The organism is Micromonospora sp. KC606, from assembly GCF_004348675.1.
GTDB lineage: Bacteria > Actinomycetota > Actinomycetes > Mycobacteriales > Micromonosporaceae > Micromonospora.
Genome location: NZ_SMKN01000019.1, coordinates 31,819 through 58,784, shown reverse-complemented (window position 1 = coordinate 58,784; position 26,966 = coordinate 31,819). Strand labels below are relative to the sequence as shown.

The 26,966-nt window shown below is 73.3% G+C and carries 25 protein-coding genes and 1 pseudogene; 10 read left to right on the top strand and 16 right to left on the bottom strand.

Translation table 11 applies throughout. The features are described from left to right. The 6 genes from E1193_RS07575 to cydC form a co-directional block, all read left to right on the top strand. On the top strand, window positions 1–883 hold an 883-nt coding region (locus E1193_RS07575; RefSeq protein ID WP_207922613.1), incomplete at its 5' end, for an ABC transporter substrate-binding protein. Continuing rightward, on the top strand, window positions 880–1,854 hold the full coding sequence (locus E1193_RS07570) for an iron ABC transporter permease (RefSeq protein ID WP_132181562.1): 975 nt from the start codon (window positions 880–882) through the stop codon (window positions 1,852–1,854). The genes E1193_RS07575 and E1193_RS07570, both read left to right, overlap by 4 nt. Then, the gene (locus E1193_RS07565; protein WP_132181560.1) at window positions 1,851–2,825 is read left to right on the top strand and encodes an iron chelate uptake ABC transporter family permease subunit; all 975 of its coding nucleotides are present in this window, start codon (window positions 1,851–1,853) and stop codon (window positions 2,823–2,825) included. Before E1193_RS07570 ends, E1193_RS07565 begins: the two co-directional genes overlap by 4 nt. Beyond that, window positions 2,822–3,619 carry an ABC transporter ATP-binding protein gene (locus E1193_RS07560; RefSeq protein ID WP_132181558.1) on the top strand — a complete coding sequence of 266 codons (798 nt, stop codon included), beginning with the start codon at window positions 2,822–2,824 and terminating at the stop codon, window positions 3,617–3,619. Before E1193_RS07565 ends, E1193_RS07560 begins: the two co-directional genes overlap by 4 nt. Beyond that, window positions 3,616–5,337, top strand: coding sequence for an ATP-binding cassette domain-containing protein (locus tag E1193_RS07555; protein ID WP_207922612.1), 1,722 nt, complete (start codon window positions 3,616–3,618; stop codon window positions 5,335–5,337). Before E1193_RS07560 ends, E1193_RS07555 begins: the two co-directional genes overlap by 4 nt. Beyond that, a complete protein-coding gene (gene cydC, locus E1193_RS07550; protein ID WP_132181556.1) occupies window positions 5,337–7,181 on the top strand; it encodes a thiol reductant ABC exporter subunit CydC in 1,845 nt (614 codons plus the stop codon). Before E1193_RS07555 ends, cydC begins: the two co-directional genes overlap by 1 nt. 42 nt (window positions 7,182–7,223) lie before the next feature. Here cydC and E1193_RS07545 read toward each other — a convergent pair whose 3' ends face one another. After that, window positions 7,224–9,191, bottom strand: a complete 1,968-nt coding sequence (locus E1193_RS07545; RefSeq protein ID WP_132181574.1) for a heavy metal translocating P-type ATPase — start codon at window positions 9,189–9,191, stop codon at window positions 7,224–7,226. A 106-nt stretch (window positions 9,192–9,297) separates the two neighbouring features. On the opposite strand from E1193_RS07545, the gene E1193_RS07540 reads away from it, so the two are divergent. Next, complete coding sequence (locus E1193_RS07540) at window positions 9,298–9,645, top strand: metalloregulator ArsR/SmtB family transcription factor (RefSeq protein WP_347877016.1); 348 nt, start codon at window positions 9,298–9,300, stop codon at window positions 9,643–9,645. A 199-nt stretch (window positions 9,646–9,844) separates the two neighbouring features. Here the strand turns inward: E1193_RS07540 and rpsN are convergent, their stop codons facing one another. The 3 genes from rpsN to rpmB are packed head-to-tail and all read right to left on the bottom strand — an operon-like array spanning window position 9,845 to window position 10,555. Next, on the bottom strand, window positions 9,845–10,150 hold the full coding sequence (gene rpsN / locus E1193_RS07535; protein WP_132181554.1) for a 30S ribosomal protein S14: 306 nt from the start codon (window positions 10,148–10,150) through the stop codon (window positions 9,845–9,847). A gap of 1 nt (window position 10,151) precedes the next feature. After that, window positions 10,152–10,319, bottom strand: a complete 168-nt coding sequence (gene rpmG, locus E1193_RS07530) for a 50S ribosomal protein L33 (protein WP_013287204.1) — start codon at window positions 10,317–10,319, stop codon at window positions 10,152–10,154. Next, window positions 10,319–10,555 carry a 50S ribosomal protein L28 gene (gene rpmB, locus E1193_RS07525; RefSeq protein WP_132181552.1) on the bottom strand — a complete coding sequence of 79 codons (237 nt, stop codon included), beginning with the start codon at window positions 10,553–10,555 and terminating at the stop codon, window positions 10,319–10,321. Before rpmB ends, rpmG begins: the two co-directional genes overlap by 1 nt. Window positions 10,556–10,776: 221 nt before the next feature. Here rpmB and E1193_RS07520 point away from each other — a divergent pair, with 221 nt between their 5' ends. Together E1193_RS07520 and E1193_RS07515 are read left to right on the top strand one after the other, a co-directional pair. Continuing rightward, window positions 10,777–12,066, top strand: coding sequence for a GTP-binding protein (locus tag E1193_RS07520; RefSeq protein WP_207922610.1), 1,290 nt, complete (start codon window positions 10,777–10,779; stop codon window positions 12,064–12,066). Further along, a pseudogene (locus tag E1193_RS07515) lies at window positions 12,063–12,326 on the top strand (type B 50S ribosomal protein L31). The gene E1193_RS07520 and the pseudogene E1193_RS07515 overlap by 4 nt, the downstream one beginning before the upstream one ends. 193 nt (window positions 12,327–12,519) lie before the next feature. On the opposite strand, the gene E1193_RS07510 reads toward E1193_RS07515, so the two are convergent. The 12 genes from E1193_RS07510 to E1193_RS07460 all read right to left on the bottom strand — a co-directional run bounded on the left by E1193_RS07510 (window position 12,520) and on the right by E1193_RS07460 (window position 25,499). Further along, window positions 12,520–13,269 carry a class I SAM-dependent methyltransferase gene (locus E1193_RS07510; protein WP_243707370.1) on the bottom strand — a complete coding sequence of 250 codons (750 nt, stop codon included), beginning with the start codon at window positions 13,267–13,269 and terminating at the stop codon, window positions 12,520–12,522. Window positions 13,270–13,272: 3 nt separating this feature from the next. Beyond that, window positions 13,273–14,517: a GTP-binding protein gene (locus E1193_RS07505; RefSeq protein ID WP_132181548.1), complete on the bottom strand. Its 1,245-nt coding sequence runs from the start codon at window positions 14,515–14,517 to the stop codon at window positions 13,273–13,275. Next, window positions 14,514–14,693 carry a 50S ribosomal protein L32 gene (gene rpmF, locus E1193_RS07500; protein ID WP_132181545.1) on the bottom strand — a complete coding sequence of 60 codons (180 nt, stop codon included), beginning with the start codon at window positions 14,691–14,693 and terminating at the stop codon, window positions 14,514–14,516. Before rpmF ends, E1193_RS07505 begins: the two co-directional genes overlap by 4 nt. Window positions 14,694–14,747: 54 nt before the next feature. Beyond that, on the bottom strand, window positions 14,748–14,951 hold the full coding sequence (locus E1193_RS07495; RefSeq protein ID WP_132181543.1) for a hypothetical protein: 204 nt from the start codon (window positions 14,949–14,951) through the stop codon (window positions 14,748–14,750). Window positions 14,952–15,024: 73 nt separating this feature from the next. Continuing rightward, complete coding sequence (locus E1193_RS33710) at window positions 15,025–15,150, bottom strand: hypothetical protein (protein WP_279433306.1); 126 nt, start codon at window positions 15,148–15,150, stop codon at window positions 15,025–15,027. A gap of 79 nt (window positions 15,151–15,229) precedes the next feature. Then, window positions 15,230–15,913, bottom strand: a complete 684-nt coding sequence (locus E1193_RS07490) for a response regulator (RefSeq protein ID WP_132181541.1) — start codon at window positions 15,911–15,913, stop codon at window positions 15,230–15,232. Then, window positions 15,910–18,462, bottom strand: coding sequence for a DUF4118 domain-containing protein (locus E1193_RS07485; RefSeq protein ID WP_132181539.1), 2,553 nt, complete (start codon window positions 18,460–18,462; stop codon window positions 15,910–15,912). The genes E1193_RS07490 and E1193_RS07485 overlap by 4 nt, the downstream gene beginning before the upstream one ends. Window positions 18,463–18,518: 56 nt before the next feature. Then, window positions 18,519–19,400: a potassium-transporting ATPase subunit C gene (locus E1193_RS07480; protein ID WP_132181537.1), complete on the bottom strand. Its 882-nt coding sequence runs from the start codon at window positions 19,398–19,400 to the stop codon at window positions 18,519–18,521. Then, window positions 19,400–21,589 (bottom strand): potassium-transporting ATPase subunit KdpB, encoded by a 2,190-nt coding sequence (gene kdpB / locus E1193_RS07475; protein ID WP_132181535.1) that lies wholly within the window; start codon window positions 21,587–21,589, stop codon window positions 19,400–19,402. The genes E1193_RS07480 and kdpB overlap by 1 nt, the downstream gene beginning before the upstream one ends. A gap of 20 nt (window positions 21,590–21,609) precedes the next feature. Beyond that, the gene (gene kdpA, locus E1193_RS07470; protein WP_132181533.1) at window positions 21,610–23,265 is read right to left on the bottom strand and encodes a potassium-transporting ATPase subunit KdpA; all 1,656 of its coding nucleotides are present in this window, start codon (window positions 23,263–23,265) and stop codon (window positions 21,610–21,612) included. Then, the gene (kdpF, locus tag E1193_RS07465) at window positions 23,265–23,354 is read right to left on the bottom strand and encodes a K(+)-transporting ATPase subunit F (protein WP_132181531.1); all 90 of its coding nucleotides are present in this window, start codon (window positions 23,352–23,354) and stop codon (window positions 23,265–23,267) included. Before kdpF ends, kdpA begins: the two co-directional genes overlap by 1 nt. 360 nt (window positions 23,355–23,714) lie before the next feature. Then, on the bottom strand, window positions 23,715–25,499 hold the full coding sequence (locus E1193_RS07460) for an N-acetylglutaminylglutamine amidotransferase (protein ID WP_132181529.1): 1,785 nt from the start codon (window positions 25,497–25,499) through the stop codon (window positions 23,715–23,717). Window positions 25,500–25,811: 312 nt separating this feature from the next. Between E1193_RS07460 and E1193_RS07455 the strand changes: the two genes are divergently transcribed. Next, window positions 25,812–26,945: a glutamate--cysteine ligase gene (locus E1193_RS07455; RefSeq protein ID WP_132181527.1), complete on the top strand. Its 1,134-nt coding sequence runs from the start codon at window positions 25,812–25,814 to the stop codon at window positions 26,943–26,945. Window positions 26,946–26,966 lie beyond the last annotated feature (21 nt).

The following is a 26,966-nucleotide window of genomic DNA, read 5'->3' as shown; positions in this document are numbered from 1 at the left end:
GGCGCCGGCCGCACCACCGGTCGAACCGATGTCGCACAGCCTGACCGTGACGGACGTGCGAGGGCAGACGATCAGCCTCCGGTCGAAGCCGGAGCGGATCGTCTGCCTGACCGGGTTGTGTGACGACGCGCTGGTGGAGTTGGGCCTGACACCGACAGCGACCAGAACCCCGAAGCTCGTCGTCCGCCCCGACTACCTCGGCGAGGCGGGTAAGGCGGTGCCGGCGCTGCCCGGGACGTTCGGCAACGAGGACGTGGCGGCGATCGCGACGGCGAAGCCGGATCTGGTCATGGGTTTGGCCGGCGTGCACGACCAGCTCCGTCCGGCGGTCGAGAAGTTCGCGCCGCTGTGGCTGGTCGAGGTGAAGACGTACGAGGACTCGGTGCGATACCTGCGTGACGTCGCCACGCTGACCGACCGGGGCGCCCAGCAGGTGGCGGCCGAGCAGAGGTTCCGGGACCGCCTCGCCGCCGCCCGCGCAACGGCGACCGCGCGTGGGCTGGACAGGACGACCGCGCTGGCGATGTACGGCGGCACCTCGATCGGCGTCAACACCTCCGACGACCTGCTCGGGCACCTGCTGTCGCAGGTGTTCGACTACCCCTGGCCGAACAGGGGCGGCGGTTTCGACAACGCGCAGGCGTACAGCGTGGAGGAGATCCTGACCCGCGACCCGGACATCGTGTTCGTCCAGTCGTTCACGTTCGGCCCGGACGCGAAAACGGTGTCCGCCCAGTACGCGGAGAACCCGGTGTGGAAACGGATTACGGCTGTGCGTGAGGGCCGGGCGTACGAGGTGCCGGCGGAGCTGTGGGCCTCGGGCCGGGGCACCCGGGCGCTGGGTCTGATCCTGGACGAGGCGGTCGCCAAGGCCACCGCGTGACCTCGCTGGAGGCGGCGACGGCCCGACCCGCGCCGCGCTGGCCGGCGTCGCTGACCCTGGTGGCCGCCCTGGCGGGCGCGGTCGGGCTGACCCTGGCGCTGGGCCTGCCCGCCGAAGCCGAGGTGGCGCGGGTGGTGCTGTGGGAGTTGCGCCTGCCACGGCTGCTGCTCGCGCTGTCGGGTGGCGCGGCCGTCGGGGCCGCCGGGCTCCTGATGCAGGCGGCGCTACGCAATCCGCTGGCCGTGCCGGAACTGCTGGGGGTGTCCACCGGCGGCGCGTTGGCCGCGGCGGTCATGGTGGTCTGGGCCCTGCCGGTCCCGGCGGCGCTTCAGCCCCTGGTCGCGCTGGTCGGGGCGGTGTGCGGTGGTGCGGTCTGCCTGGCGGCCGCCGGCGCGGGCCGGGGCCCGGGCGCGGTGCTGCTGATCGGCGCGGCGGTGTCGACGGCGTTGCAGGCGGTGCTGCTGGCCGTGATGGCCGCCGCCGACCGGCTCCAGTACGACACGTTGTTCCGCTACCTGGTGGGCAGCCTGACGGGCATCACCTGGGACCACGTCGGGCTCTCCCTGCCCTGGCTGTTGGGCTGCGCGCCGCTGACCGTGCTGGCGTTGCCCGCGCTGGGCGTACTGCGCCTGGGTGACGAGGCGGCTGCGGCCGTGGGGCTGCACGTCGGCCGGGCGCGGGTCGCCGTGCTGGGGCTCGCCGCCGTCCTGGTCGCCGTGGTGGTGGGGCCGTGCGGCCCGATCGCCTGGATCGGTTTCGTCGCGCCGCACGCCGCCCGGTGGCTGCGCCCGGCTGCGGACGCGCGGCTCCTGCTCCCCTGGGCGGTGGTGTTCGGCGCGCTCTTCACGACGGTCGCCGACCTCGCCGCCCGGCACGTCTTCGCCCCGGCGGAGACCCCGCTCGGCGCGTGGACCGCCGCCGTGGGCATCGTGGCCGGGTTGGTCATGCTGGCCCGCCGGAGCACGTCGTGAGGTGGCGCTGGGCGGTGGTGGCGCTGCTGGTGGCGGCGGCCGCGGAACTGGCGGTCGGCCGCGGCGTCGACTGGCCGCACCTGGACCCGTTGGAGCAGCGGATCCTGATCGAGCTGCGGCTGCCCCGGCTGACCACCGCGCTGCTCGCCGGTGCCGGGCTGGGCGCGGCCGGGCTGCTGTTGCAGGCCGTGCTGCGTAATCCGCTGGCGGCGCCGGAGCTGACCGGGGTGAACCCGGGGGCGGTGCTTGGTGTGCTCGCCGGCATGCAGCTCGGTCTGGTGCCCGCGGACTCAGCGGCGGGCGCACTGCTCGCGGCGCTGACCGGCGGCGCCTGCGGCGGCGCGCTGATGTGGTTGCTGGCCCGACACGGCTCGCCGGTGGAGGTGGCGGCGTACGGGTTGCTCGGGTCGGCGGCGTTGGCCGGCGTGACCACGCTGCTGCTGGCGTACCAGCCCAGCCGGTTCGGCAACGCGTTGCGGTGGCTCGTCGGCTCGGTCGACGGGCGGGTCTGGGCGCACGTGCAGACGGCGTGGCCGTGGTTGGCGACCGCACTGGTGCTGGCCTGGCTGTGCTCGGCCGCGCTGGGGGTGCTGGCCGCCGGGGACGGGCACGCCGCCGCGCTCGGTGTGCCACCCCGCCCGACCCGGGCGGTCGCCCTCGCCCTGGCCGTGGCGCTGGCTGCCGGCGCGGTCGCGCTGGCCGGCACGCTGGCCTTCGTCGGGCTGGTGGTGCCGCACGTCGCCCGGGCGATGTGCGGGTCGGACCTGCGTCGGGCGCTGCCGGCCGCCGCGCTGGTCGGCGCGACGGCGGTCGCGGGCGCGGACGCGCTGGCGCAGGTGTTGACGGTCCTGGTGCAGTCCGGGCCGGCCGCGCAGCGGCTGGGGGTACCGGCGGGCGCGGTGACCGCGCTGGTCGGGGCGGTGGCGTTGGTCGTCGTGGCGCGCAGGTCGTCACATGTGGAGGTGTCGTGACCCAACCGGTGTTCGTGGCGGAGGAGGTCCGGTACCGGTACCGGGACCAGCCGGTGCTCGACGGGGTGTCCCTGGTCGTCCGCCCCGGCGAGTGCGTGGCGCTGGTCGGGCGCAACGGGTGCGGCAAGTCCACCCTGCTGCGGCTGCTCGCCGGGCTGGACCGGCCGGAGCGCGGGCGGGTGCTGCTGCACGGCCGACCGGCGCACGCGATGCGCCGCCGCGACGTGGCACGGCAGGTGGCGGTGCTGCACCAGCAGCTGCCGCCGATGCCGGGGATGACGGTCCGCCAGCTGGTGGCCCAGGGCCGCTACCCGCATCGCGGTCCATTGGGCATGCTGTGGCGCCCGGACGACGCCGAGTCGTCCGGCGCGCTGCACGCGGCGGGCGTGGCCGGGCTGGCCGGGCGTAGGGTGGACACGCTCAGCGGCGGCGAACGGCAGCGGGTCCGCCTGGCGCTCGCGCTGGCGCAGCAGACCCCGGTGCTGCTGCTCGACGAGCCGACCACCTTTCTCGACGTACGGCACCAGTTGGAGGTGCTGTCGCTGGTCCGTCGGCTGCACGGTGAGCGGGGCCTGACGGTGGTGGCGGTTCTGCACGAGCTGGACCACGCCGCCCGCTTCACCGACCGTGTGGTGGCGCTCGCCGGTGGCCGGGTCGCCGCGGACGGGCCACCGGCCGAGGTGGTCACCCCGAGCCTGCTCGCCGAGGTTTTCGGCGTACGCGGCCGGGTTGTCACCGACGCGCACACCGGCGCGGTCCGGGCGCTGGCGGACAGCCCGCTGGAGACGACGTGATCGTCCATCGGGAGCTGGTACGGCTGGGCGGGGCCGTCGCGGGGCAGATCGTCGGCTGCGCGGCGCTCGGGGTGGCGGTTTCGGCCGCGTACGTCGGTCAGGCGCTGCTGCTCGCCGCGGCGCTGGCGGCGGTGGCCCGACGCGACCTGGACGCCGCTCCACCACTGTTGGCCGGGGTGCTCGCGGCGATCGTGACCCGGGCGGTGCTGCTGTGGTGGCGGGAGGTGGCCACCGCGACGGCGGGGGCGCGGATCCGGGCCCGGCTGCGCGACCGGTTGGTGGTGCGGTTGGCCGAGCTGGGTCCGGCCTGGCTGACCGGTTCGCGCACCGGGCGCACACAGGCCACCCTGGTCGACGGGGTGGAAGGGCTGGACGCCTACTACAGCCGGTACGTCCCGCAGGTGCTGGTCACGGTGACCGTCCCGACCGCGCTGGTGGCGTGGCTGGCCACCGTCGAACCGGTGGCGGCGGCCCTGCTCGGCGCCGCGGTGCTGCTGGTGCTGACCGTGCCCCGGGTGTGGGACGCCACCCTGTTGCGGCGGGGCCGGGGCAGGTGGGCGGCCTTCACCGCCCTCGCCGCCGATTTCCTCGACACCCTGCACGGGGCGGCGACCCTGCGGGCCTTCGGCGCGGTCGGCCGGATGCGGGACCGGATCGAGGCGCGCAGCCGGGACCTGCACGCCACCACCATGGCGCAGCTCCGCCTGTCGCTGGTCGAGAGCGGCGTGAGCGCCCTGCTGGTCCAGGCCGGGCTCGCCGCGGCGGCCGTCGCCGCGGCCGTGGCCGCGACCAGTGGCCGCGCCGACGCCGCCGCGGTGTTCCTGGTGCTGCTCGTCTCGGTGGAGTGCTTCCGGCCGGTCCGCGACCTGGGTGCCCACTGGCACGCCGGCTACCTCGGCGTCACCGCCGTCGACGGCCTCACCCACCTGCTCACCGCGCCGGCCCCGGTCGTGCACACCGGCCGCGTGCAGCGCCGGTTCACCGCTGGCCCGGCCGTCGACTTCCACGGCGTCAGCTACCGCTACCCCGACCGGCCCACCCCGGCGGTACGGGACGTGACACTGCGGCTGGCCCCCGGAGAGACGGTTGCCGTGGTCGGCCGGTCGGGCGCCGGCAAGTCGACCCTGGCCAACCTGCTGCTCCGGCACCTCGACCCGGACATCGGTCGGATCACCGTCGACGGCGTCGACCTGCGCGACCTCACCCGCGAGGCGCTGCACCGGACGATCACGGTGGTCGCGCAGGAGACGTACCTGTTCCACGGCACGGTGGCGGACAACCTGCGCCTGGCCCGCCCGGACGCCTCCGACGCCGACCTTGCGGCCGCCGCCCGCGCCGCCGGCGCGCACGACTTCGTCGCCGCCCTGCCGCACGGGTACGCGACCCCGGTCGGCGAACGTGGCGCCGCCCTCTCGGGCGGGCAGCGGCAGCGGCTGGCCATCGCCCGCGCGCTGCTCGCCGACACCCCGGTGCTCGTCCTCGACGAGGCCACCTCCCACCTGGACAGACCGCAGGAGGCCAGGGTTCTGGCCGGGCTCGCCGCCGCCGCGCGCGGGCGTACCTGCCTGGTCATCGCGCACCGCCTGGCCGGCGTCCGGCACGCCGACCGGGTCGCGGTGATGCAGGACGGGCGGATCATCGCCGCCGGCAGCCATGAGGAACTGCTGCGCACCACGGGCCCGTACGCCGACCTGATCACCGCGCAGGAGGTGGCCTGATGGTCACGACGGATCACGCCTCCGACGTGTGCTCCACCGGCACGCCGCCCGCAGCCGGCGCGGAGTCCGCAAGCGGCGGCCCGCGGCCGGGCGCACTGCGGCGGCTGCTGCCGGCGGTCGCCGGGCACTCCGGGGCGTTCTGGGCGACCCTGGCGGCGAACCTCGTCGGGCAGCTCGCCGCCGTCACCGCGGCCGTGCTCGGCGCGTGGCTGCTCGGTCGCGCCGTGACCGCCGCTCACGCTCCGGTCACGGCCGTCGTCGCCGTGCTCGGCGGGCTGGTGGTGGTGGTCGCGGCGGCCACCTGGTGGGAGATGCTCGTCTCCCACGACCTGGCCTACCGGGTCCTGGCCGACCTGCGGCTGCGGGTCTACGACGCGATCACCCGGCTCGCCCCCGGCGGGCTGGCCGGCCGCCGCTCCGGTGACCTCACCACCGTCGCGCTGTCCGACGTGGAGACCCTGGAATGGCTCTTCGCCCACACGATCGCTCAGCTGCTCACCGCCACCGTCGTCCTGGCCGCCGGCACACTGCTCGCGGCGGCGATCGACCCGTGGCTTCCCACCGTGGTGTTGCCGCTGGCTGCCCTGGTCACGGTGGTGCCCTGGCTGCTGCGCCGCCACGCCGACCGGCACGGCGCCCGGGTTCGGGAGGCGACCGCCGAGCTGACCGCCGACGTCGTCGACACCGTGCAGGGCCTCAGGGAACTGACCGCCTTCGGAGCGCTCGACCGGCGGCGTGCGCACCTGGCCGCGCGGACCCGGCAGCTCGGCCGGGCGCAGCGGGTCAACGCCGCCCGGGCGGGTCTGGAGACGGCGCTCATCGACGCGCTGCTGGCGGTGGCCGGGGTCGGCGCGCTGCTCGTGGTGGTCGACGGTGTTCGCGCCGAGCGCCTCGACCCGGGACTCGGGCCCGTCGCGGTCGTCCTCGCCGGGACCGTGCTCGGGCCGGCCGCCCAGGTCGCGCTGCTGCTGAAGCAGGCCGGCACGTTGCGCGCCGCCGCCGGCCGCATCGACACGCTGCTGCGCGCCCCGGCGGTGGTCACCGGCCCGGCCGCGCCTGTTGCCGCCCCCGCTGGCGGCGCAGTGGTCTTCGACGACGTGCGTTTCGGCTACCGGCGGGGGCGGCCCGTTCTGCGGGGCGTCTCGTTCACCGTGCGTCCTGGCGAGACCGTCGCCCTGGTGGGCGCCTCCGGCGTCGGCAAGTCCACCTGCGTCCACCTGCTGCAACGCTTCGCCGACCCCACCGCCGGGCGGATCACCGTCGGCGGCGTGGATCTGCGGGACCTCGGCGACGCCGACCTCCGGCGCACCGTCACCGTCGTGTCCCAGGACGTGCATCTCTTCCCCGCGTCGATCGCCGACAACATCCGCCTGGGCCGGCCGGACGCCACCGATGCCGAGGTGCGACGGGCCGCCGACGTCGCGCAGGTCAGCGCGTTCGCCGACGGGCTGCCGGACGGACTGCACAGCATGGTCGGGGAGCGGGGGGCCAGCCTGTCCGGCGGCCAGCGGGCCCGGGTCGCCGTCGCCCGGGCGCTGCTCACCGAAGCGCCGGTGCTCATCCTCGACGAGGCCGTGGCGAACCTCGACGCCCGCACCGAGCACGACCTCACCCGAGCCCTCGACGCGACCCGGGGCGAACGGGCGACCCTGGTGGTCGCCCACCGGCTCTCCACCATCATGCGCGCCGACCGGGTCGTGATGCTCGACGCCGGCCGCGTCGTCGCCGACGGCGCCTTCGACCGCCTGCGCGACCGGCAACCCCTCGCGGGCCTGCTGGCCGACCAGCTTCCCGGTCACCGGCAGGCACCGCACCACTTTCGTACCGAGGAAGCACAGCGATGAGCGCGGCGGATCGGCAGGCGGGGGGCAGCTCGGCGGGTCGACTCAGCGACCGTCGCGGGCGCGGCGCCAGGCGGCGGTACGCAGCAGACGCAAACCGTTGAGGCCCACGATGACGGTGGAGCCCTCGTGGCCGGCGACTCCCAGCGGCAACGGGAGGTGACCGAGGATGTCCCAGGTGACCAGCACGGTGATGAACGTGCCTGCGATCACGAGGTTCGCCACCACGATCCGCCGGGCTCTGCGGGCGAGCGCGAGCACCGCCGGCAGAGCGGTGAGGTCGTCGCGGATCAGCACCGCGTCGGCGGTCTGCAGGGCGAGGTCCGCGCCGCGCCGGCCCATGGCGACGCCGGCGTCGGCGGCTGCGAGGGCCGGTGCGTCGTTGATCCCGTCACCGACCAGCAGCACCCGCCGTCCGTCGAGTTGCAGGGCGCGGACGCGGTCGACCTTGTCGGCGGGCAGCAGTCCAGCATGGACGGTGCGGATACCCAGGTCGTCGGCGAGACGCCCGGCGGCTGCGGCGTTGTCACCGGTGAGCAGTTCCGGGGGGCGGCCGGTCAACGTGCCCAGGGTGGCCACGGTGTGCGCGGCGTCCGCGCGTACCCGGTCGGTGAGGGTGAGGACGCCGGCCGGCGCGTCGTCGACCACGACAACCACGGCGGTACGCCCGCCAGTCTGGGCCGCCTGGACGGCGGCGTTGATCCGGTCCTGCCCTGGCGACGTGGGCAACGCGTCGAGCAGGGTGGGGTTGCCGACCCGTACCCGGTGACCGTCGACCGTGGCCACGACCCCGACACCCGGGGTGGCCGTGAAGTCGCGCGGGGCGGGGAGCGTGAGCTCCCGGCGCCGGGCCTCGGCGGTCACCGCCGCGCCGAGTGGATGCTCGCTGGGCAGCTCCGCCGCAGCGGCCAGGCGCAGCAGCGTGTCCTCGTCGTGGGTCGGGCCGGTCGGGTGGACCGCCGTGACCACGGGGGTGCCCTCGGTGAGGGTGCCGGTCTTGTCGAAGGCGACGGCGTCGACGTCGGCGAGGCGCTCCATCACCACCGCGGACCTGACCAGTACGCCGTGGCGGCCGGCGAGGGCGATCGCGGACAGCAGCGGCGGCATGGTGGCCAGCACCACCGCGCAGGGAGACGCCACGATCATGAAGGTCATCGCCCGCAGCAGGGTGGGCTGTAGCGCGGCTCCGAGCAGCAGCGGCACGGTGAACAGGGCGAGCGTGGCCACCACGACGCCCATCGAGTAGCGCTGCTCGACCTTCTCGATGAACAGCTGGGTGCCTGCCTTGGTGGCGGAGGCCTGCTCGACCTGGGCGACGATCCGGGCGAGCACCGTCTCTGCGGCGGGGCGGTGCACCCTGGCCATCAGCGCCCCGGTGCCGTTGACGGTTCCGGCAAAGATCTCGTCACCGGTCTGCCGGTCCACCGGTAGCGGCTCACCGGTGATGCTCGCCTGGTCGACCTCGCTCGTCCCGTCGACGACCACGGCGTCGGCGCCGATGCGCTCACCGGGGCGTACCAGGATCAGGTCCCCGACGCGCAACAGCGCCGGATCCACCGTCTCCTCGTTGCCGTCCGGGCCGATTCGGGTGGCCCGGTCGGGGTTCAGGTCGAGCAACGCTCGGACGGACTCGGCGGTCCGTGCGGTCGCGAACGCCTCCAGCGCCCCGGAGGTGGCGAAGATGACGATCAGCAGCGCCCCGTCGAAGACCTGCCCGATCCCGGCGGCACCGAGCGCCGCGACGATCATCAGCAGGTCGACGTCCAGGGTGCGTTCGCGCAGCGCCCGCAGACCGGACAGTGCGGGTTCCCAGCCGCCCGCCGCGTAGCAGGCGAGGTAGAGCGTCCACCACAGCGGCGCGGGGGCGCCGGCCAGCTGCGCGGTGCCGCCGAGGGCGAACAGCACCAGGGCCGCGACGGCCCACCGCACCTCGGGCAGGGTCCAGAGGCGGTGGGCGAGTGGCTTGGCCGGCGTCGCGGCCGCCGAGGGCGCTCGGGTGGCTTCCCGGGTCATCGTCACAGCAGGCAGCATATCTGCACATCTTCGTATGCAGTAGGACAGGCATGGAGTGGGCGATCGGTAGAGTAGGGGCGTGCACACGTCGTTGCCGGATTTCCGCATGCCGCACGACGAGCAGGTCCAGCTCGCCGCCGAAGGGTTCCGGCTGCTCGCCGACCCGACCCGCATCAAGATCCTCTGGGCGCTGTTACAGGGCGAGTCCTCGGTCGCCTGCCTGGCCGAACTGGTCGGCGCGGCACCGACCGCGGTGAGCCAGCACCTGGCGAAGCTGCGTCTCGCCGGGCTGGTGCGCGGCCGGCGGGAGGGGACGTTCGTCTACTACTCGGCCGCCGACGTACACGTGCAGCGGCTGCTGACCGAGGCGCTCTTCCACGCCGACCACCACGACGGCAGCACGGCAGCACACTCCCTCGGCCGCACCGGCGGCGAGGACGTCGGCGGTCGCTGACCGCCAGCAGCGTCGTTTCCGCGCCAACGGGCACCGGCCGGCGCGGCACCCCACGGGTGTGGGAGCCACGCCGGCCGAATCCGCCCCCCAGAGGCACCCCCCACCTCGGCGAATCCTGGTAATGGTAACGGATTTCAACTATCTGATGATCAACCGGACGGCTACCTGCCGGGCTTCACCGCCGGCCGTCGCCGCCGGCTCACCAGGACGCCTTCCGAATGCCGGGGAGTTCCCCGCGCAGCGCCATCTCGCGGAACCGCACCCGGGACAACCCGAAGCGACTCAGCACCCCGCGTGGCCGCCCGTCGACCATGTCCCGGTTGCGCAGCCGCACCGGGCTGGAGTCCCGCGGCAGGCGAGCCAGTTGGCGGACGGCGTCGTCGCGGACGGCCGGATCGGTGTCCGCCCGGGCGACGGTCCGCTTCAGTTCGGCGCGGCGTCCGGCGTGCCGGGCGACCAGTTCGGCTCGGCGGGCCTGCCGGTTGCCCAGACTCTTGCGGGCCATGTCAGCGTGCCTCGCGGAACTCGACGTGCCGCCGCACGACCGGGTCGTACTTGCGCAGCACCAGCCGGTCAGGGTCGTTGCGGCGGTTCTTGCGGGTGACGTAGGTGTAGCCGGTGCCGGCGGTGCTGCGCAGCCGCACGATCGGGCGGACGTCGGTCTGCCGGGCCATCAGAGGGTCACCCCACGGGCGCGCAGCTCGGCCACGACCTTCTCGATGCCCTTGCGGTTTACGGTTTTCAGCGCCTTGGCGGTCAGCGTCAGCCGGATCCACCGCCGCTCTGAGGGCAGCCAGTAGCGGTGGCTCTGCACATTCGGGTTCCACCGGCGGCGGGTGCGCCGGTGGGAGTGGGACACGGCGTTGCCGAAGCTCGGCTTCGCACCGGTGACGTCACAACGTCGGGACACGGTTACTCCTTCTCAACGAGCCTTGACCATAACGACAATCGTTTTCGTTTCTACACGGCCAGTCAGGGAGTCTTCCGGCGGGGTCACGGACGGGCCTCCGCCCGGACGGTGCCGGCGAACACCCTCCACCCCCGCACGCCGTCACCCCGAGAAGCCCACGTGCCGACCCTCCCCACGACGTGCATATAATGACAACCGTTTTCAACTAAGTCGAGAGGACTGTGATGTCGACGTCACCGCTCGCACCGGCCGACGCCGGAGCCCCGACGGCCGACACCCGCCCGTCGCTGACCGTGCTCAGCGGCTTCTGGCCGGCCGCCACGTACGCCGTCGCCCGCGCGCTCCTCGCCGCCGACCCGGCGCTGCTGCTGGTCCGCCACGACCTCGCCGAGGTGCGCGAGGGCACCGTGCACCGGGTGGTCCGCGACGGCGCGGGTCTGCTGGAGGACGAGCGGATCACGCTGGCGCACGGCTGCGTCTCCTGCACGCTGCGGGAGGATGTGCTGCCCACCCTCGCCCGACTCGCCCGCGCCCACCCCGGCCGGGACCTGCTGCTGATGCTGCCCGAGGTGGTCGAACCCGAGGCCGTCGCCGCCGCCTGCGCGCACTGCCTCGTCGACGGCGCGGCCCTCGCCGACCTGCTGCGAATCGACTCCTACGTCACCGTCGTGGCCGCCGAGCACCTGCTCGACGGCCTCGCCAGCACCGACGACCTCCAGACCCTCGGCATACAGGCCGCCGACAACGACAACCGCGCCCTCGCCGACGTCGTCGTCCGGCAGATCGAGTACGCCGACACCCTGGTCCTCTGGGGAGACTCCCCCGACGGCGAGTACGACACCAGCCGCCTCGCGGTACTGCTGGAACGGATGACGCCCTGGGCGACCCTGGTCCGCGTCCAGGACGACCACGTCGACGCCGGCGAACTGACCCGCCGGCTACGCGGCACCAACCGGCACCGCCCCGAAACCCCCGGCGTGCTGGCCCGCGGCCTGGAGGGCTACTCCCTCGGGGTACACGAGCCCCACCCGGACTGCGGCGTGGTTTCGGTGGTCTTCCGCGCGCGCCGGCCCTTCCATCCCCACCGACTGCACGACGTCCTCGAAGAGGTCAACGCCGACGTCGTCCGCTCCCGGGGCCACCTGTGGCTGGCCAGCCAGCCCGAGACGGTGATCGCCTGGGAGTTCGCCGGCGGCGGCCTCGGCCTCGGCTCCCTCGGCCGCTGGCTGGCGGCCCTCCCCGATCCGCACTGGGACGACGTCTCCGACCACCGGCGGCTCGCCGCCGCCCTGGACTGGGATCCCTACTACGGGGACCGTCATCAGCACCTCGTCTTCATCGGCCTGGACCTCGACCCCGCCGACGTGCACCGCGCCCTCGCCCGCTGCCTGCTCACCGACGCCGAACTCGCCGACGGCGAGGACATCTGGCGCACCTACCACGACCCGTTCGCCGGCTGCTTCCCGCTCGCCGGCCTGGAACCGACCACCACCGGAGGAGAACCCACGTGAAGCCCGGCATCCACCCCACCTACCGGCCCGTCGTCTACCGCGACCGTGCCGCCGACTTCGCCTTCCTCACCCGCTCCACCGCCACCAGCGACCAGACCACCGAATAGGCCGACGGCAACACGTACCCCGTGATCGACGTGCAGATCTCCTCGGCCAGCCACCCCTTCTGGACCGGAAAACAGCGCCTGCTCGACACCGAGGGCCGGGTGGAGAAGTTCCGCGCCAAGTACGCCCGACGCGGGCCGCAGCAGTCACGATGACCGTGGTGGGCATCGACCGTTCGGCCCGTACGCCCCGCTGCGTCGGCACGGCTGACCTGCGATGACCAATGACGCGCCGCCGGTGGAGGAGGCACGTCTGCCGGCCACCGGCGTGCGCGCCACCCGGCGGCCGGCGGGACTCGGTCAGTCCCGCCGCCGATCCGACGGACGCATCAGGCTGACGAGGAACCGATCACGGCACACCTCCGGACGCAGGCAGGGCCAGCAGCGCGTGGTCGCCGTCCCGCCAGAGCGTCACGGCGGGACCGAAGCCCGCCCGGGACGCGGCCTCACCATGCCAGTGGGCCGGCGCCACGAACTCCGCGCTGGTCAGCCCGGCCAGGATGGTGGCCCGTCGGCGCAGCAGCGGCTCCAGCTCAGGGTGCCCGGCGAGCTGACGCCACCAGTCCGCCCACGGATCCTCGGCGCTGTCCTGCCGCTGCCGCCGCACTGCCGTCGCCCGCGCCGGTGCGTCGTTGGGGATGGGGTCGGCCACCAGGAGCAGCCCGTCCGGGCGCAACACCCGGTGCACCTCGGCGTACCAGTCCCGTAGCCGCTGTTCCGGCAGGTAGTGCGCGGTCATGATGGTCAGCACCAGGTCGAACGGGTCACCGGCGAACGCCGTCCAGTCCGGGGAGTCGATGTCCGCGGACACCGTGCGGACGCCGCTCGGCAGCGCGGCGTCGGCGAGTGCCAGCAGCACCGGGTCGACGTCGAGCACGGTGACCTGTGCGCCGGGCCAGCGGGCGAGGACGGCGTCGGCGGTGGTGCCCGGTCCGCCGCCGACATCGAGCACCCGCCGCGGCGGCCGGCCGCTCAGCGCCTCCACCGCGTCCAACCCGGCTGTCACGAGGACGTCCCTGCCGGGCTGGTAGTGGCGCATCATCGTCTCCCAGTCACGCCGCCACCCGGCGACGTCCTCGGGCGCGAGGAGGATGGACACCGCTCAGCCCCGGCCCGTGACGCCGACCGGCTCCGGGTGCCGGTGCTCGTCCTCGTCGCCGAGGTCCCATTCCGGGAACGGGTCGGGCAGTGCCCGCCAGCCGTCCATGCCCGTGGCGATCTCCGCCTCGGTGAGCAGGCAGTCCCCCAGCGCCGCGCGCAGTCCGTCGGCGTCCAGCCGGACCCCGATCAGGACCAGTTCCTGCTGGCGGTCGCCGAAGACCGGATGCCAGCGGGACTCCAACTCGGCCCGGTCGGCGGGATCGTCCGGCCACTCGCCGGAGACCGCGACCGGCACGCCGGCGGGGTCGCAGCGCCCGGACGGCCCGGCCTGCGACCACAGCGCCTGCACGTCGGGGCGGCTGGCCAACCACAGGAAGCCCTTCGAGCGCACCACGCCGAAACGGTCCAGGCCACCGCTGAGCAGGTCCCACAGCCGCTGCGGGTGCAACGGCCGGTGGTCCCGGAAGACGATGCTGGAGATGCCGTACTCCTCGGTCTCGGGCACATGCTCGCCGTTGAGTTCGGCGACCCAACCGGGGGCGGTCTCGGCGCGTTCCAGGTCGAAGCGGCCGGTGTGCAGGATCTCCGCCGGCGGCACCCGCCCGTGCACCGCCCGGATCTGCCGGGCCGCCGGGTTGAGCCGGGTCAGCAGCGCCTCCACCACGTCCAGATCCTCCGCCGTGATCAGGTCGGTCTTGTTGATCACCAGCACGTCGGCGAACTCGATCTGGTCGACCAACAGGTCGGAGATGCTGCGGTCGTCTCCCTCGTACGCGGCCAACCCGCGCTGTTCGAGCGTCTCGCCCGCCTCGACGTGGGCCAGCAGTCCGGCCGCGTCGACCACCGTCACGGTGGTGTCCAGCCGGGCCAGGTCGTCGAGCACCTGCCCGTTCTCCACGCCGAAGGCGAACGTGGCGGCCACCGGCATCGGCTCGGAGATGCCGCTGGACTCGATGAGCAGGTAGTCGAAGCGACCCAGTCGCGCCAGCCGGGCCACCTCGTCGAGCAGGTCGTCGCGCAGCGTGCAGCAGATGCAGCCGTTGGTCAGCTCCACCAGCCGTTCCTCGGTTCGCGACAGCGCTCCCCCGTCACGGACCAGCGCGGCGTCGATGTTGACCTCGCTCATGTCGTTGACGATCACCGCGACCCGCAGCCCGTCCCGGTTGGCCAGGACGTGGTTGAGCAGGCTGGTCTTGCCGGCGCCGAGAAAGCCGGAGAGCACGGTGACCGGCAGTCGGCCGGTCACGGCTGGTCCACCACCTGGCGGCCCTTGTAGAGGCCGCAGTGGGCGCAGGCCCGGTGCGGCACCACCATCTCCTTGCGCGGGCAGGGACACGGGGTCAGCTGCGGCACGCTCGCCTTCCACTGCGCCCGCCGGTGCCGGGTGTTCGACCGGGAGGTCTTCCGCTTGGGTACGGCCACGAGAGGTACTCCTTCGACGACGGGCCCACAGACTAACGGAAGTGGTTTTCTTTTTCATTCGAGGCCCCTTCGACGACGGCCGGGGCCGGCCGAAGCGGCCGAACGGCATCGCCGCCAGGAACCCCGGTCGCCCACGGCGAAGGAGGTGGCGTCGCCGTCGATCCGGCTGGTCCGCTCGTCGCGCCGGTCGAGCAGGCCGGCGACGGTCTCACTCGCCCGGACGAGGACAAGCAGCAGTGAGCCGACGAAGGCGACCACCCACGGCGTGGAACAGGGCCGGTGGGCCAGCGTCGTCCGCCGTGGTGTTCTGCTCGGACTCCGCAACGGCGTCCTACGCGGACTCCGCGGTGGTGTCCTGATCCGGTCCGACGACGGGCCGGCGGCGGACCGGCAGGAGCAACGCGAGCCCGCCGCCGGCACCGAGGACGGCGACGACCAGGAGCAAGTTCCGGGTCACGCCGGTTCCAACCCGACACCGCCAGAAAGTCGGCCGCGGTGACGCCAATCCGACCGTGCCGTACCGGTCCTGGCGCTCTTCATGGTCGGTACCGGTAGCCCATGCCGGGTTCGGTGATGAGGTGACGGGGCCGGGCGGGGTCGGTTTCGAGCTTGCGACGCAGTTGGGCCAGGTACTGGCGTAGGTAGTTGGTCTCGTTCTGGTATTCGGGTCCCCAGACATCGCGCAACAGCTGCCGCTGGGTGATCAGCTTTCCGGGGTTGCGCAGCAGTTGTTCCAGTACGCCCCACTGGGTGGGGGTCAGCCTGACCGCCGCGCCGTCGTCGCGGGTGACGGTGCGGGCGGCGAGGTCGACCGTGTGCCGGCCGATTCGTGCCGTCGGGCCCGGTGCCTCGGTGTCGTGGCTGTGGCGACGGGTGACGGCGCGGATCCGGGCGAGGAGTTCGTCGATGCCGAAGGGTTTGGTGACGTAGTCGTCGGCGCCGGCGTCGAGCGCCGTCACCTTGTCGTCGCTGCCGGCGCGTCCGGAGAGCACGATGATCGGAACCGTGGTCCAGCCACGGAGCCCTCGGATGACGTCCACGCCGTGCAGGTCCGGCAGCCCGAGGTCGAGCACGACCAGATCGGGCGGGTGGCTGGCGGCGGTCTTGAGCGCGGCGGCACCGGTGGCGGCGAGGTCGACGTCGTAGCCGCGGGCGCGCAGGTTGATGCGCAGGGCACGCAGGATCTGTGGTTCGTCGTCGACGACGAGAATCCGGGTCATTCCTGCGGGCCCTCCGTCGGCTGGGTCGGCGTGGCGGCGGGCAGCCGCAGGACCATGGTGAGTCCCCCACCGGGGGTGGTCTCGGGAGTGATGCTGCCGTGCATGGCCTCGACGAGTCCACGGGACAGGGCGAGGCCGAGGCCGACTCCGGTGGTGTTGTCCCGGTCGCCGAGTCGTTGGAACGGCTGGAAGACGTGTTCCCACTGATCTTCCGGGATGCCGGGCCCACGGTCGATGACCCGCAGCTCGACCTGGCCCGCATGGGCGCTGGCGGTGATGGTCGGTGGCTGGCCTGGTGGGCTGTGGCGCAGGGCGTTGGCGACGATGTTGACCAGGACCCGGTCCAGCAGGCCGGGATCGGCGCTGGCGGCGGGCAGGTCGGCGGGGATGTCGGTGGGCACGTCGGCCGCGGCCGGGCCGAGTTCGTCGAGCGCGCGGGGTACGACGTCCTCCAGCCCGAGGGCGACCGGGTGGACACCGAGGGCACCGGCCTGCAGGCGGCTCATGTCGAGCAGGTTGGCCACGAGCCGGTCGAGCCGGTCGAGGGACTCGTCGGCGGTGGCGAGCAGTTCGTTCTGGTCAGCCGTGTCGAACTCGACGTCGTGGCTGCGCAGGCTGGAGACGGCGGCCTTGGCGGAGGCTAGTGGGGTGCGCAGGTCGTGGCTGACGGCGGCGAGCAGGGCGGTGCGCATCCGGTCGGCTTCGGCGAGGGGCCGGGCGGTGGCGGCTTCCGCGGCGAGGCGTTCCTGGCGCAGCGCGAGTGCGGCCTGGGCGGCGAACGCCTCGACGATGCGCCGGTCGGAGGCGTGCAGCGGACGGCCGGCGAGAACGACGGTGAGCCGGTCGTCGACCGGCACCGTGGTCTCACCCTCGTCCGGACGGTTCGGCGGTCGCTCTCCAACGGCGGCCACCACCTGCCAGATGGTGTCGTCACGGCCGAGGTCGGGGCGTCCGACTGCCATGCCGGCGCTTTCCAGGACGCTCACCGCGCGCAGTCCGAAGGTCTCCCGCAGCCGGTTCAGCAACGCGGGCAGGGGCCGCTCGCCGCGCAGCACGCTGCCGGCGACGGTGGCGAGGGTCTGGGCATCCGCGGAGGCGCGGGCTGCTTCGCGGGTACGTCGGGCGGCGACATCGACGACCCCGCTGACGGCGATGGCGACGCCGACGAAGACGGCCAGGGCGAGCAGGTTGTCGGCCGCGGCGATGGTCAGCGTGTGGAAGGGCGGGGTGAAGAACCAGTTGAGCAGGAGCGACCCGCCGAGCGCGGCGAGCAGCGCCGGCCACAGCCCACCGGTCAGGGCGATCCCGACGACGGCGGCGAGGAAGACCAGGATGTTGCTGGTGAGGGTGAGGTCGGGCAGGGCTCTGAGCAGCGCGGTCAGGGCGGGCATGCCCAGGATGGTGAGCGCGGTTCCGAGTAGCCGGCGCTGCCGGGACAGCGCCGCCGGCACCGGGGCCCGCCGGCCCCGCCCGGCCGCGGGATGGGTGACCAGGTGGACGTCGATGGCACCGGACAGCGCGGTGGTGGTGACCCCGACGCCCCGGGAGAGAAGCTGGGCGAACCGGCCGCGTCGGCTGGCGCCGAGGACGAGCTGGGTGGCGTTGACGCCGCGGGCGAAGTCGAGCAGCGCGGCGGGGACGTCGGTGCCGAGGACCTGGTGGTAGGTGCCGCCGAGGCTCTCCACCAGCAAACGCTGTCGGGCGAGCTGGGCGGGGTCGGCCCCGGCCAGGCCGTCGCTGCGGGCGACGTGAACGCCCAGCAGGTCGGCGCCCTTGCTCCGGTCGGCGATGCGGGCGGCACGCCGGATCAGCGTGTCGCCCTCCGGTCCGCCGGTGAGCGCGACGACGACACGTTCCCGGGTCTCCCAGGTGGCAGAGATGCCCTGCTGGGCGCGGTAGGCGTCGAGCTGGTCGTCGACCTTGTCGGCGAGCCAGAGCAGAGCCAGCTCACGCAGGGCGGTGAGGTTGCCGACCCGGAAGTAGTTGCCGAGCGCCGCGTCGATCCTGTCCGGGCGGTAGATGTTGCCGTGGGCCATCCGCCGGCGCAGCGCCTCGGGCGTCATGTCGACGAGTTCGACCTGTTCGGCAGCGCGGACGACGGCGTCCGGGACGGTTTCCCGCTGGGTGGTGCCGGTGATCTGGGCGACGACGTCGTTGAGCGACTCCAGGTGCTGGATGTTGACGGTGGTGAGCACGGTGATGCCGGCGTCGAGCAACTCCTGGACGTCCTGCCAGCGCTTGCCGTGGCGGGATCCGGGCACGTTGGTGTGGGCCAGTTCGTCGACGACGGCCACCTCCGGCCGCCGGGCGAGCAGCGCGTCGAGGTCCATCTCGGTGAACTCGGCACCCCGGTACGTCACCGTCTTCCGGGGCACCTGCTCCAGATCGCCGACCATCGCGGCGGTGTGGGGGCGGCCGTGGGTTTCGACCAAGGCGATCACCACGTCGGTGCCGCGTCCGGCCCGCCGGTGGGCCTCCTCGAGCATCGCGTAGGTCTTGCCGACGCCGGGTGCGGCCCCGAGATAGATGCGCAGCTCTCCCCGCGCCACCCGCGTCCTCTCTTTCGCCGAAGGTGCCTCTGTCATGATCCGCCCGGGACGCCGCCTCAGCGAACGGGAAACCGCTGGTCGAGTGCCAGGTTGAGCTCCAGCACGTTCACCGCCGGCGAGCCCAGGAAACCGAGCAGCCGGCCGGTGGTGTGCTCCCGGACCAGGCGACGGACCGCCGCCGGGTCCGCGCCGCGCTCGCGCGCCACGCGGGCGACCTGGATCTGGGCGTAAGCCGGGGAGATGTGCGGGTCGAGGCCGCTGCCGCTGGCGGTGACCGCGTCGGCCGGCACGGCGGGCTCGGCCGGGGCGTCGCCCCGGACCGGGACGACCAGCCCGCCGGCGGACACGTAGTCCTCACCGGGCCGGGCCAGCTCGACCGGCACCCCCTGGTAGCTGTGGAGGAACGGCGTGGCCGGGGCGACCTGGTTGACGCTGACGACCCGGGTGACCGGGCCGGTCAGCCCGTCGCGGCGGAACACGGCGAGCACCGCCCCCACCCCGTCGGTGGTGCAGTACGGGCGCCGCCCGTCGACGCCGTCGAGTCTCCCCACCGCCCTGCTGCGCGCGCACACCCGGGTGAGCAGGCTCGGCGTCGACTCCGCCGGGTCGGCGGCGATGGTGTCGACCACACTCTCCGGGCCGAGGTTGCTGGCGCCGGTGGAGGTCGGGTCGTAGCCGTCACCGGCCGCCGCCGGGCGGGACTGGAAGTAGCGCGGGACGGGGTTGCCGTCGGCGTCGGTGAAGGACTGCCCGATCAGCGCGCTGCCGACGGCACGGCCGTCGACCGCCACGAGCGAGCCGCCCGTGTTGTCGGCGAGGCCGGGCACCCGGCCTACCGCGACCATGGCCAGCGGGTACGCCAGCCCGAACAGCGCGGTGAAGACGAGCAGCGCGCGCAGGGCGGCCAGGTGTTGGGCGAGCCAGCTGGGAAGGCGCATCAGGAGATCCCCGGGACGAACTGGATGAGCAGGTCGATGAGTTTGATGCCGATGAACGGCACCACGAGGCCGCCGAGGCCGTAGACCAGCAGGTTGCGGCTGAGCAGCTTCGAGGCGGAGGCCGGGCGGTACCGGACGCCGCGTAGGGCCAGCGGGATCAGCGCGACGATGACGAGCGCGTTGAAGATGACCGCCGAGAGGATCGCCGACTCCGGGGTGGACAGCCGCATGATGTTGAGCGTGTCCAGGCTCGGGTAGATGCCGGCGAACATGGCCGGGATGATCGCGAAGTACTTCGCGATGTCGTTGGAGATCGAGAAGGTGGTCAGCGCACCGCGCGTGATCAGCAGCTGCTTGCCGATCTCCACGATCTCGATCAGCTTGGTCGGGTCGGAGTCGAGATCGACCATGTTGCCGGCCTCCTTCGCGGCCGACGTACCGGTGTTCATGGCGACGCCGACGTCGGCCTGGGCGAGCGCCGGTGCGTCGTTGGTGCCGTCGCCGGTCATCGCGACCAGCCGGCCGCCCTCCTGCTCCTTCCTGATCAGGGCGAGCTTGTCCTCCGGGGTGGCCTCGGCGAGGAAGTCGTCCACACCGGCCTCGTCGGCGATCGCCCGGGCGGTACGCGGATTGTCACCGGTGATCATCACGGTTCGGATGCCCATCCGGCGCATCTCGTCGAAACGCTCCCGCATCCCGGCCTTGACGACGTCCTTGAGGTGGATGACGCCGAGGGCGCGCGCCGGCTGCCCGGCGAGGTGCTCGGCGACCACCAGCGGGGTGCCGCCGACGCCGCTGATCTCGTCGACGATCTGACCGATCTGCTCGGTGGGATGGCCGCCGTTCTCGCGTACCCACGTCATCACCGCGGCGGCGGCGCCCTTGCGGATCCGCCGCGCCGGCCCGGCGTCCTGTGGGGTCAGGTCGACGCCACTCATCCGGGTCTGCGCGGTGAACGGCACGAACGTGGCGTGCGGAATGAGGCCAGGCTCGCGCTCGCGCAGCCCGAACTCGTTCTTCGCCAGCACCACGACCGAGCGTCCCTCCGGGGTCTCGTCGGCGAGGCTGGACAACTGCGCCGCGTCGGCGACGGCCGCCCGGTCCACGCCCTCGACCGGCACGAACTCGGCGGCCTGCCGGTTGCCGAGGGTGATGGTGCCGGTCTTGTCCAGCAGCAGCGTGTTGACGTCGCCGGCGGCCTCGACGGCCCGGCCGCTCATGGCGAGGACGTTGCGCTGCACCAGCCGGTCCATGCCGGCGATGCCGATCGCCGAGAGCAGCGCCCCGATGGTCGTCGGGATCAGGCAGACCAGCAGCGACACGAGCACGATCCCGGTGACGCCGTCATCGGTGATCGCCTGCGTGTCCGGTGCCGCGCCCTGGTAGCCCTTGGAGAAGACGGCCAGGGGCTGGAGCGTGACCACCGCCAGCAGGAAGACGATCGTGAGCGCCGCGAGCAGGATGTTCAGCGCTATCTCGTTCGGGGTCTTCTGCCGGTTGGCCCCCTCGACCAGGTTGATCATCCGGTCGATGAAGCTCTCGCCCGGCTTCTGCGTGATCATCACGACCATCCGGTCGGAGAGCACCCTGGTGCCGCCGGTGACCGCGCTGCGGTCCCCGCCCGACTCCCGGATCACCGGGGCGGACTCGCCGGTGATGGCGGACTCGTCGACGCTGGCGATGCCCTCGATCACGTCCCCGTCACCGGGGATGATCTGGCCGGCCGCCACCACGACGACGTCGCCCCGCGTCAACCGCGCCGCCGGGACGTCCTCCGTGCGGTAGGTGTCGGGAGCGGCACCCGGCGTCCAGCCGAGCAGCCGGGTGGCGACGGTGTCCATCTTCGCCTTCCGCAGCGTGGCCGCCTGCGCCTTGCCCCGGCCCTCGGCGACGGCCTCGGCGAGGTTGGCGAAGAGCGCCGTCAGCCACAGCCAGACGGTGATCGCGACCGCGAACACCGACGGGGTGGTCACCGCGAGCACGGTGGTGAAGGCCGCACCGATCTCCACGATCAGCATGACCGGGTTGCGCCACAGGGTGCGCGGGTCGAGCTTGCCGAGGGCGTCCGGGAGGGACCGGATCAACTGCCTGGGGTCGAGCAGCCCGCCGGCGCGGTCGCCGTGGGTGGCCGGCGTGCCGGCGGTCGCCGCGTCGGCGGTGCCGCGCGGCGCCGGCGTCGACGTGGTCATGCCCTTCTCTCTCATGGTGGTCACAGCCCTTCGGCCAACGGACCGAGCGCCAGTGCGGGCAGGAAGGTCAGCGCGACAAGGACCACCGTGACGCCGACGACCATCCCGACGAAGAGCGGACCGTGGGTCGGCAGGGTGCCCTCGGAGGCGGGCGTGGGCTGCTGGCGGGCCAGCGAGCCGGCCAGCGCGAGCACGAAGACGATCGGCAGGAACCGGCCGAGCACCATGCAGATGCCCAGTGCGGTGTTCCACCACGGCGTGTCGACCGCCAGGCCCGCGAACGCCGAGCCGTTGTTGTTGCTCGCCGAGGTGAACGCGTAGAGCACCTCGGAGAGCGCGTGCGGGCTGACGTTGAGCACGGTGGCGTTGTTGCCCGTGGCGAAGGCCGCCGCCGTGCCGACGAGCACGAGGGCGGGGGTCACCAGGAAGAACAGCGACGCGAGCTTGACCTCCCGGGAGCCGATCTTCTTGCCGACGTACTCCGGGGTCCGGCCGACCATCAGCCCGGCGACGAACACGGTGATGACGGCGAGGACGAGCATGCCGTAGAGGCCGGCGCCGACGCCACCGGGCGCCACCTCGCCGAGCATCATGTTGACCATCAGCATCATGCCGCCCAGCGGGGTGTACGAGTCGTGGAACGAGTTCACCGAGCCGGTGGAGGTGAGCGTGGTGGCGGCGGCGAAGGTGGCCGAGTCCGGTACGCCGAACCGGACCTCCTTGCCCTCCAGCGCGGCGCCCACCGCATGCGGCACGGTGCCGTTGCCGGCCAACTCGAACGCGTTCGTCAGGGTGATGCTGGCGACGGCCAGGACCATCATGACGGCCACGACGGCGTAACCCTGCCGGACCTGACCGACCATCCGGCCGAAGACCCGGGGCAGGCTGAACGGGATCACCAGCAGCAGGAAGATCTCCAGCCAGTTCGTCCAGGACGTCGGGTTCTCGAACGGGTGGGCGCTGTTGGCGTTGTAGAAGCCGCCCCCGTTGGTGCCGAGGTCCTTGATCGCCTCCTGGCTGGCCACCGGCCCCCCGGTGATGGTCTGGCCGCCGCCGGTCAGTGTGCTGACGTGGGTGCCGGCGGAGAGGTTCTGCACCGCGCCGCCGATCATCAGCACGATCGCGGCGAGCACCGCGAACGGCAGCAGGACCCGCAGCGTGATCCGGGTCAGGTCGACCCAGAAGTTGCCGAGGTCGCCGGTGCGGCGACGGGCGAACCCGCGGACCAACACGACGGCGACGGCGATGCCGGCGGCGGCGGAGACGAAGTTCTGCACCGCCAGCCCGGCCATCTGGACCAGATGGCCCATGGTCGACTCACCCGAGTACCACTGCCAGTTGGTGTTGGTCACGAACGACACGGCGGTGTTCCACGCGCCGTGGGCGACCACCGGGCCGAACCCGAGCGAGAGCCACAGGTGGTTCTGTAGCCGCAGGAAGGCGTACAGGAACAGGACCGAGACGGCGGAGAAGGCGAGCAGGCTGCGCGCGTACACACCCCAGGACTGCTCGGCCGTCGGGTCGACCCCGACCAGCCGGTAGACGGCCCGCTCGACGCGAGAGTGCCGCTCGCCGGACACCACCCGGTGCAGGTAGTCCCCGAAGGGCCTGTGGACGGCGACCAGCGCCACCGCGAGCGAGAGGACGAACAGCACACCGGCTGTCGACACGGACATCAGAAACGCTCCGGGAACAGCAGGGCAACCACCAGGAACACGGCCAGGCCGACGGCCAGGACCAGGCCGACGGCGTTGACGGCGTTCACAGCTTCCCCACGCCCCGCACCACGAGGGCGAGCGCCGCGAACAGCACCACCGTCACCAGCACGAAGACCACGTCAGACACGGCTGACTTCCCCTAACCGGACTCGTTCGCCGCGGCCGCGTCCCGGCCGCGCTGGGCAATCCCAACGCCGTCCCCAGGTCAAGGACAGGGTTCGTGACGCGACCATGACGACAAATGCCAGATTCTTAACGCCGTCTTCACACCGACCACCACACCGTGCTGGCCGGCAGGGGCGGGCGGTCGGGTACGCCCACCACCCCTCGGTGGTCTCGCGCCCCGGTTCGCGAGCACCATCGACGCCGACCCGGCGGCCACGGGTTCCGCATCACCCGCCGTGGCCTCAGCTGATGTCGTGGGTCTGGAGCCAGAGTTCCAGCAGGCCGAGCTGCCACAACTTGTTGCTGCCGGCCGCCGCCCGCGCCGCCCCCGGGTCGGTGAGCAGTTCCTGCACGTACCCGGGTCGGAAGAGTCCCCGTTCCCGCGCCGCCGGCGCCCGCAGCGCCTCGACGACGAGGTCCCGTACCGCCCCGTCCGCGTTGCGCAGCGCGGGCACCGGGAAGTACCCCTTGGGTCGGTCGATCACCTCGGCGGGCAGCACCTCCCGGGCCACCTCCTTGAGCACCCCCTTGCCGCCCTGGGCCACCTTGTGCTCCGGTGGACAGGCCGCCGCGAGCGCCACCAGGTCCTGGTCCAGGAACGGGGTACGGACCTCCAGTCCCCAGGCCATGCTCATGCTGTCCACCCGCTTCACCGGGTCGTCCGGGAGCATCCGGTGGGTGTCCAGGCGCAGCACCGCGTCCAGCGCGGTCGCCGCGCCGGGCGCGGCCAGTTCCGCGACGAGCAGCTCCCGGCTGGCGTCCCGGTCGCAGGTGTACGCGGGGCCGACCACCCGGGTCAGTTCGGCGTGGTCCCGATCGAAGAAGGCCACCACGAACGCCTCCGCCGCGCCGTCGCGGGGCACCGAGGCGAGCGGCTGGTGGTAGCCGTACCCGGCGAACACCTCGTCGGCGCCCTGCCCGGACTGGGCCACCTTGACGTGCTTGGCGACCTGCTCGCTGAGCAGGTGGAAGGCCACCACGTCATGGCTGCCCATCGGTTCGGTCATCGCGGCCACCGTCGCCCGCACCGCCGGCACCAGGTCGTCGTTCGCCAACCGGATGCGCTGGTGGTCGGTGTCATAGGTGCGGGCGACCAGGTCGGAGTAGACGAACTCGTCCCCGGCCTCCCCGCCACGGCTGTCGAACCCGATGCTGAACGTGCGCAGGTGGTGCTGACCGGCCTCGGCGAGCAACGCGACGATGAGGCTGGAGTCCAGCCCGCCGGAGAGCAGGACCCCGACGGGTACGTCCGCGACCAGCCGCCGCCGCACCGCCGTGCGCAGCGCGCCCCCGACCGCGGCCCGCCAGTCCCGGGCGTCCATGCCGGCGTGGGCGGGCTCACGGACGTACTCCGGCTGCCAGTAGACGCGCTCGCGGCTGCGCCCGTCCGCGTCGACCACCCGCAGCGTCGCCGGGGGCAGCTTGCGCACGCCGCGCAGCACGGTCCGGGGCGCCGGCACGATCGAGTGCCACGTCAGGTAGTGGTGCAGTGCCACCGGGTCGATGCCGGTGTCGACGCCCCCGCCGCGCAGCAGCGCCGGCAGGGTCGAGGCGAACCGCAGTCGTCCCGGTGCCTCGGCCAGGTAGAGGGGCTTGATTCCGAGCCGGTCGCGGGCCAGCACCAGCCGCCGCCGTCGCCGGTCCACCAGGCCGATGGCGAACATGCCGACCAGGTGGTCGACGAACGCCTCACCCCACTGCGCGTACGCCACCAGGATGACCTCGGTGTCGCTGGTGGAGCGGAAGGTGTGCCCGGCGGCGAGCAACTTCTCACGCAGCTCCGGGTAGTTGTACACGCAGCCGTTGAAGACCATCGCCAGCCCCAGGTCCTCGCGCACCATCGGCTGCGCTCCGGCGTCGGACAGGTCGATGATGGTGAGCCTGCGGTGCCCGAGGGCGACCCACCCGTCGCTCCACGCTCCCTCACCGTCGGGCCCGCGCGAGCGCATCGCGTCGCTCATCCGGGCCACCGCGCCGGCGTCGGGCGTCGAACCGTCGAACCGCGCTTCCCCGCTGATGCCACACATCAGTGGTCGCCCTTCCGTGCTCGGATCTCCGGTTCGTCGGTGAACCTCCTGGTTTGTCGGCTCCTGCCGGCTCTCCGCCCCTGCGGCGGATCGTCGCACGCATCCGGCGGTTCGCCCACGACGGCCTCCCTGATCTGTACGGCGCTGCTGCCCCGCCGGCGCGATCTGCCGCCGGGAGCTACCCGCTCTTCCGGGGGCGCACACCTGGACGCGCCGAGCAGCTGCGGTGTCCGGTGCCGAGGCGTGCCGACAGCCACCCGCGCGTCGGCCGATCGCGACCGGAAGCAGGGCGGCGGACCGTACGGTGAGGTCATGAACCGGCCCCGCGCCACCATCGCGGAGACCACCTCGGCCCTGATGACGTTGGGGGTGGAGGAGGAGTTCCTGCTGCTCCACCCGGTCACCGGGGAGAGCCTCCCGGCCGCCGACCGGGTACGCGCCGCGCTGTCGACCGCGGCCCGGGAGCAGAGCCGGCAGGAGTTCCGGCACAGCATGGTCGAGATGGTCACCCCGGTCTGCGCCGACCTCGGTGAGCTGCGGGCCCACCTGGTGGAGCTGCGCCGGCGCGCCGCCGACGCGGCCCGGGCCGTCGAGGCCCGGCTCGTCGCGGTCGGCGCCACGCCCGTGCACGAGCGGCACCGTTCGGTGCCGGACGAACCGCGGTACCACGCGATGTCCCGCCGCTTCGGCCCGGTGGCGCACGACCCGGCGGTGTGCGGCTGTCACGTGCACGTCGGCGTCCCGGACCGTGAGCTGGCCGTGCAGGTCTGCAACCACCTGCGCCCCTGGCTGCCCGTGGTGCAGGCCATCACCGCCAACTCGCCCCTGCACGACGGCCACGACACCGGACACGCCAGCTGGCGGTCGATGCAGCTGGAACGCTGGCCCAGCATCGGACCCACCCCGCACTTCGAGTCCGCCGCCGACTACGACGCCACCGTCGAGGAGCTGATCAACGCCGGCATCCTGCTCGACGCCGCGATGGTCTACTGGTATGCGCGCCCCTCGGCCGCGTATCCCACGGTGGAGGTCCGGGTCGGCGACGTCTGCCCGACGGTGGACGACACCGTGCTGGTCGCCGGGCTGGTCCGGGCGCTGGTGGCGACGCTCGCCGACGACGTGCGCGCCGGGGCGCCGGCCCGCCGGATCCGGGACTGCCTGGTCTCCGCCGCGCACTGGCGGGCCGCCCACGACGGTCTCGCGGGCGACCTGATCGACCTGCGCTCCGGCCGTGCCCGGCCCGCCTGGGACCTCGTCGACGAGCTGCTCGCCACGGTCACGCCGGCCCTGGACCGCCAAGGCGACCTCGATCACGTACGCGAACAGCTCAGCCGGTTGCGTCGCCACGGCAACGGCGCACAGCGGCAGCGCGACGTCCTGGCTCGCACCGACGGCGACGTCCGCGCCGTCCTCGACTACCTCGCCGCCCAGACCGTCGACGGCTGATCGCCGGTGTGCCCGTGCCTT

Excerpts from the sequence above, each read along its gene's own strand:
- cydC (WP_132181556.1), top strand. The coding sequence starts at position 5,337 with ATGGTCACGACGGATCACGCCTCCGACGTGTGCTCCACCGGCACGCCG.
- E1193_RS07540 (WP_347877016.1), top strand. The coding sequence starts at position 9,298 with ATGCCGCACGACGAGCAGGTCCAGCTCGCCGCCGAAGGGTTCCGGCTG.
- rpmG (WP_013287204.1), bottom strand. The coding sequence starts at position 10,319 with ATGGCCCGGCAGACCGACGTCCGCCCGATCGTGCGGCTGCGCAGCACC.
- E1193_RS07460 (WP_132181529.1), bottom strand. The coding sequence starts at position 25,499 with ATGTGTGGCATCAGCGGGGAAGCGCGGTTCGACGGTTCGACGCCCGAC.
- E1193_RS07455 (WP_132181527.1), top strand. The coding sequence starts at position 25,812 with ATGAACCGGCCCCGCGCCACCATCGCGGAGACCACCTCGGCCCTGATG.
- kdpB (WP_132181535.1), bottom strand. The coding sequence starts at position 21,589 with ATGACCACGTCGACGCCGGCGCCGCGCGGCACCGCCGACGCGGCGACC.
- rpsN (WP_132181554.1), bottom strand. The coding sequence starts at position 10,150 with ATGGCCCGCAAGAGTCTGGGCAACCGGCAGGCCCGCCGAGCCGAACTG.
- E1193_RS07545 (WP_132181574.1), bottom strand. The coding sequence starts at position 9,191 with ATGACCCGGGAAGCCACCCGAGCGCCCTCGGCGGCCGCGACGCCGGCC.
- kdpA (WP_132181533.1), bottom strand. The coding sequence starts at position 23,265 with ATGTCCGTGTCGACAGCCGGTGTGCTGTTCGTCCTCTCGCTCGCGGTG.
- E1193_RS07490 (WP_132181541.1), bottom strand. The coding sequence starts at position 15,913 with ATGACCCGGATTCTCGTCGTCGACGACGAACCACAGATCCTGCGTGCC.
- E1193_RS07480 (WP_132181537.1), bottom strand. The coding sequence starts at position 19,400 with ATGCGCCTTCCCAGCTGGCTCGCCCAACACCTGGCCGCCCTGCGCGCG.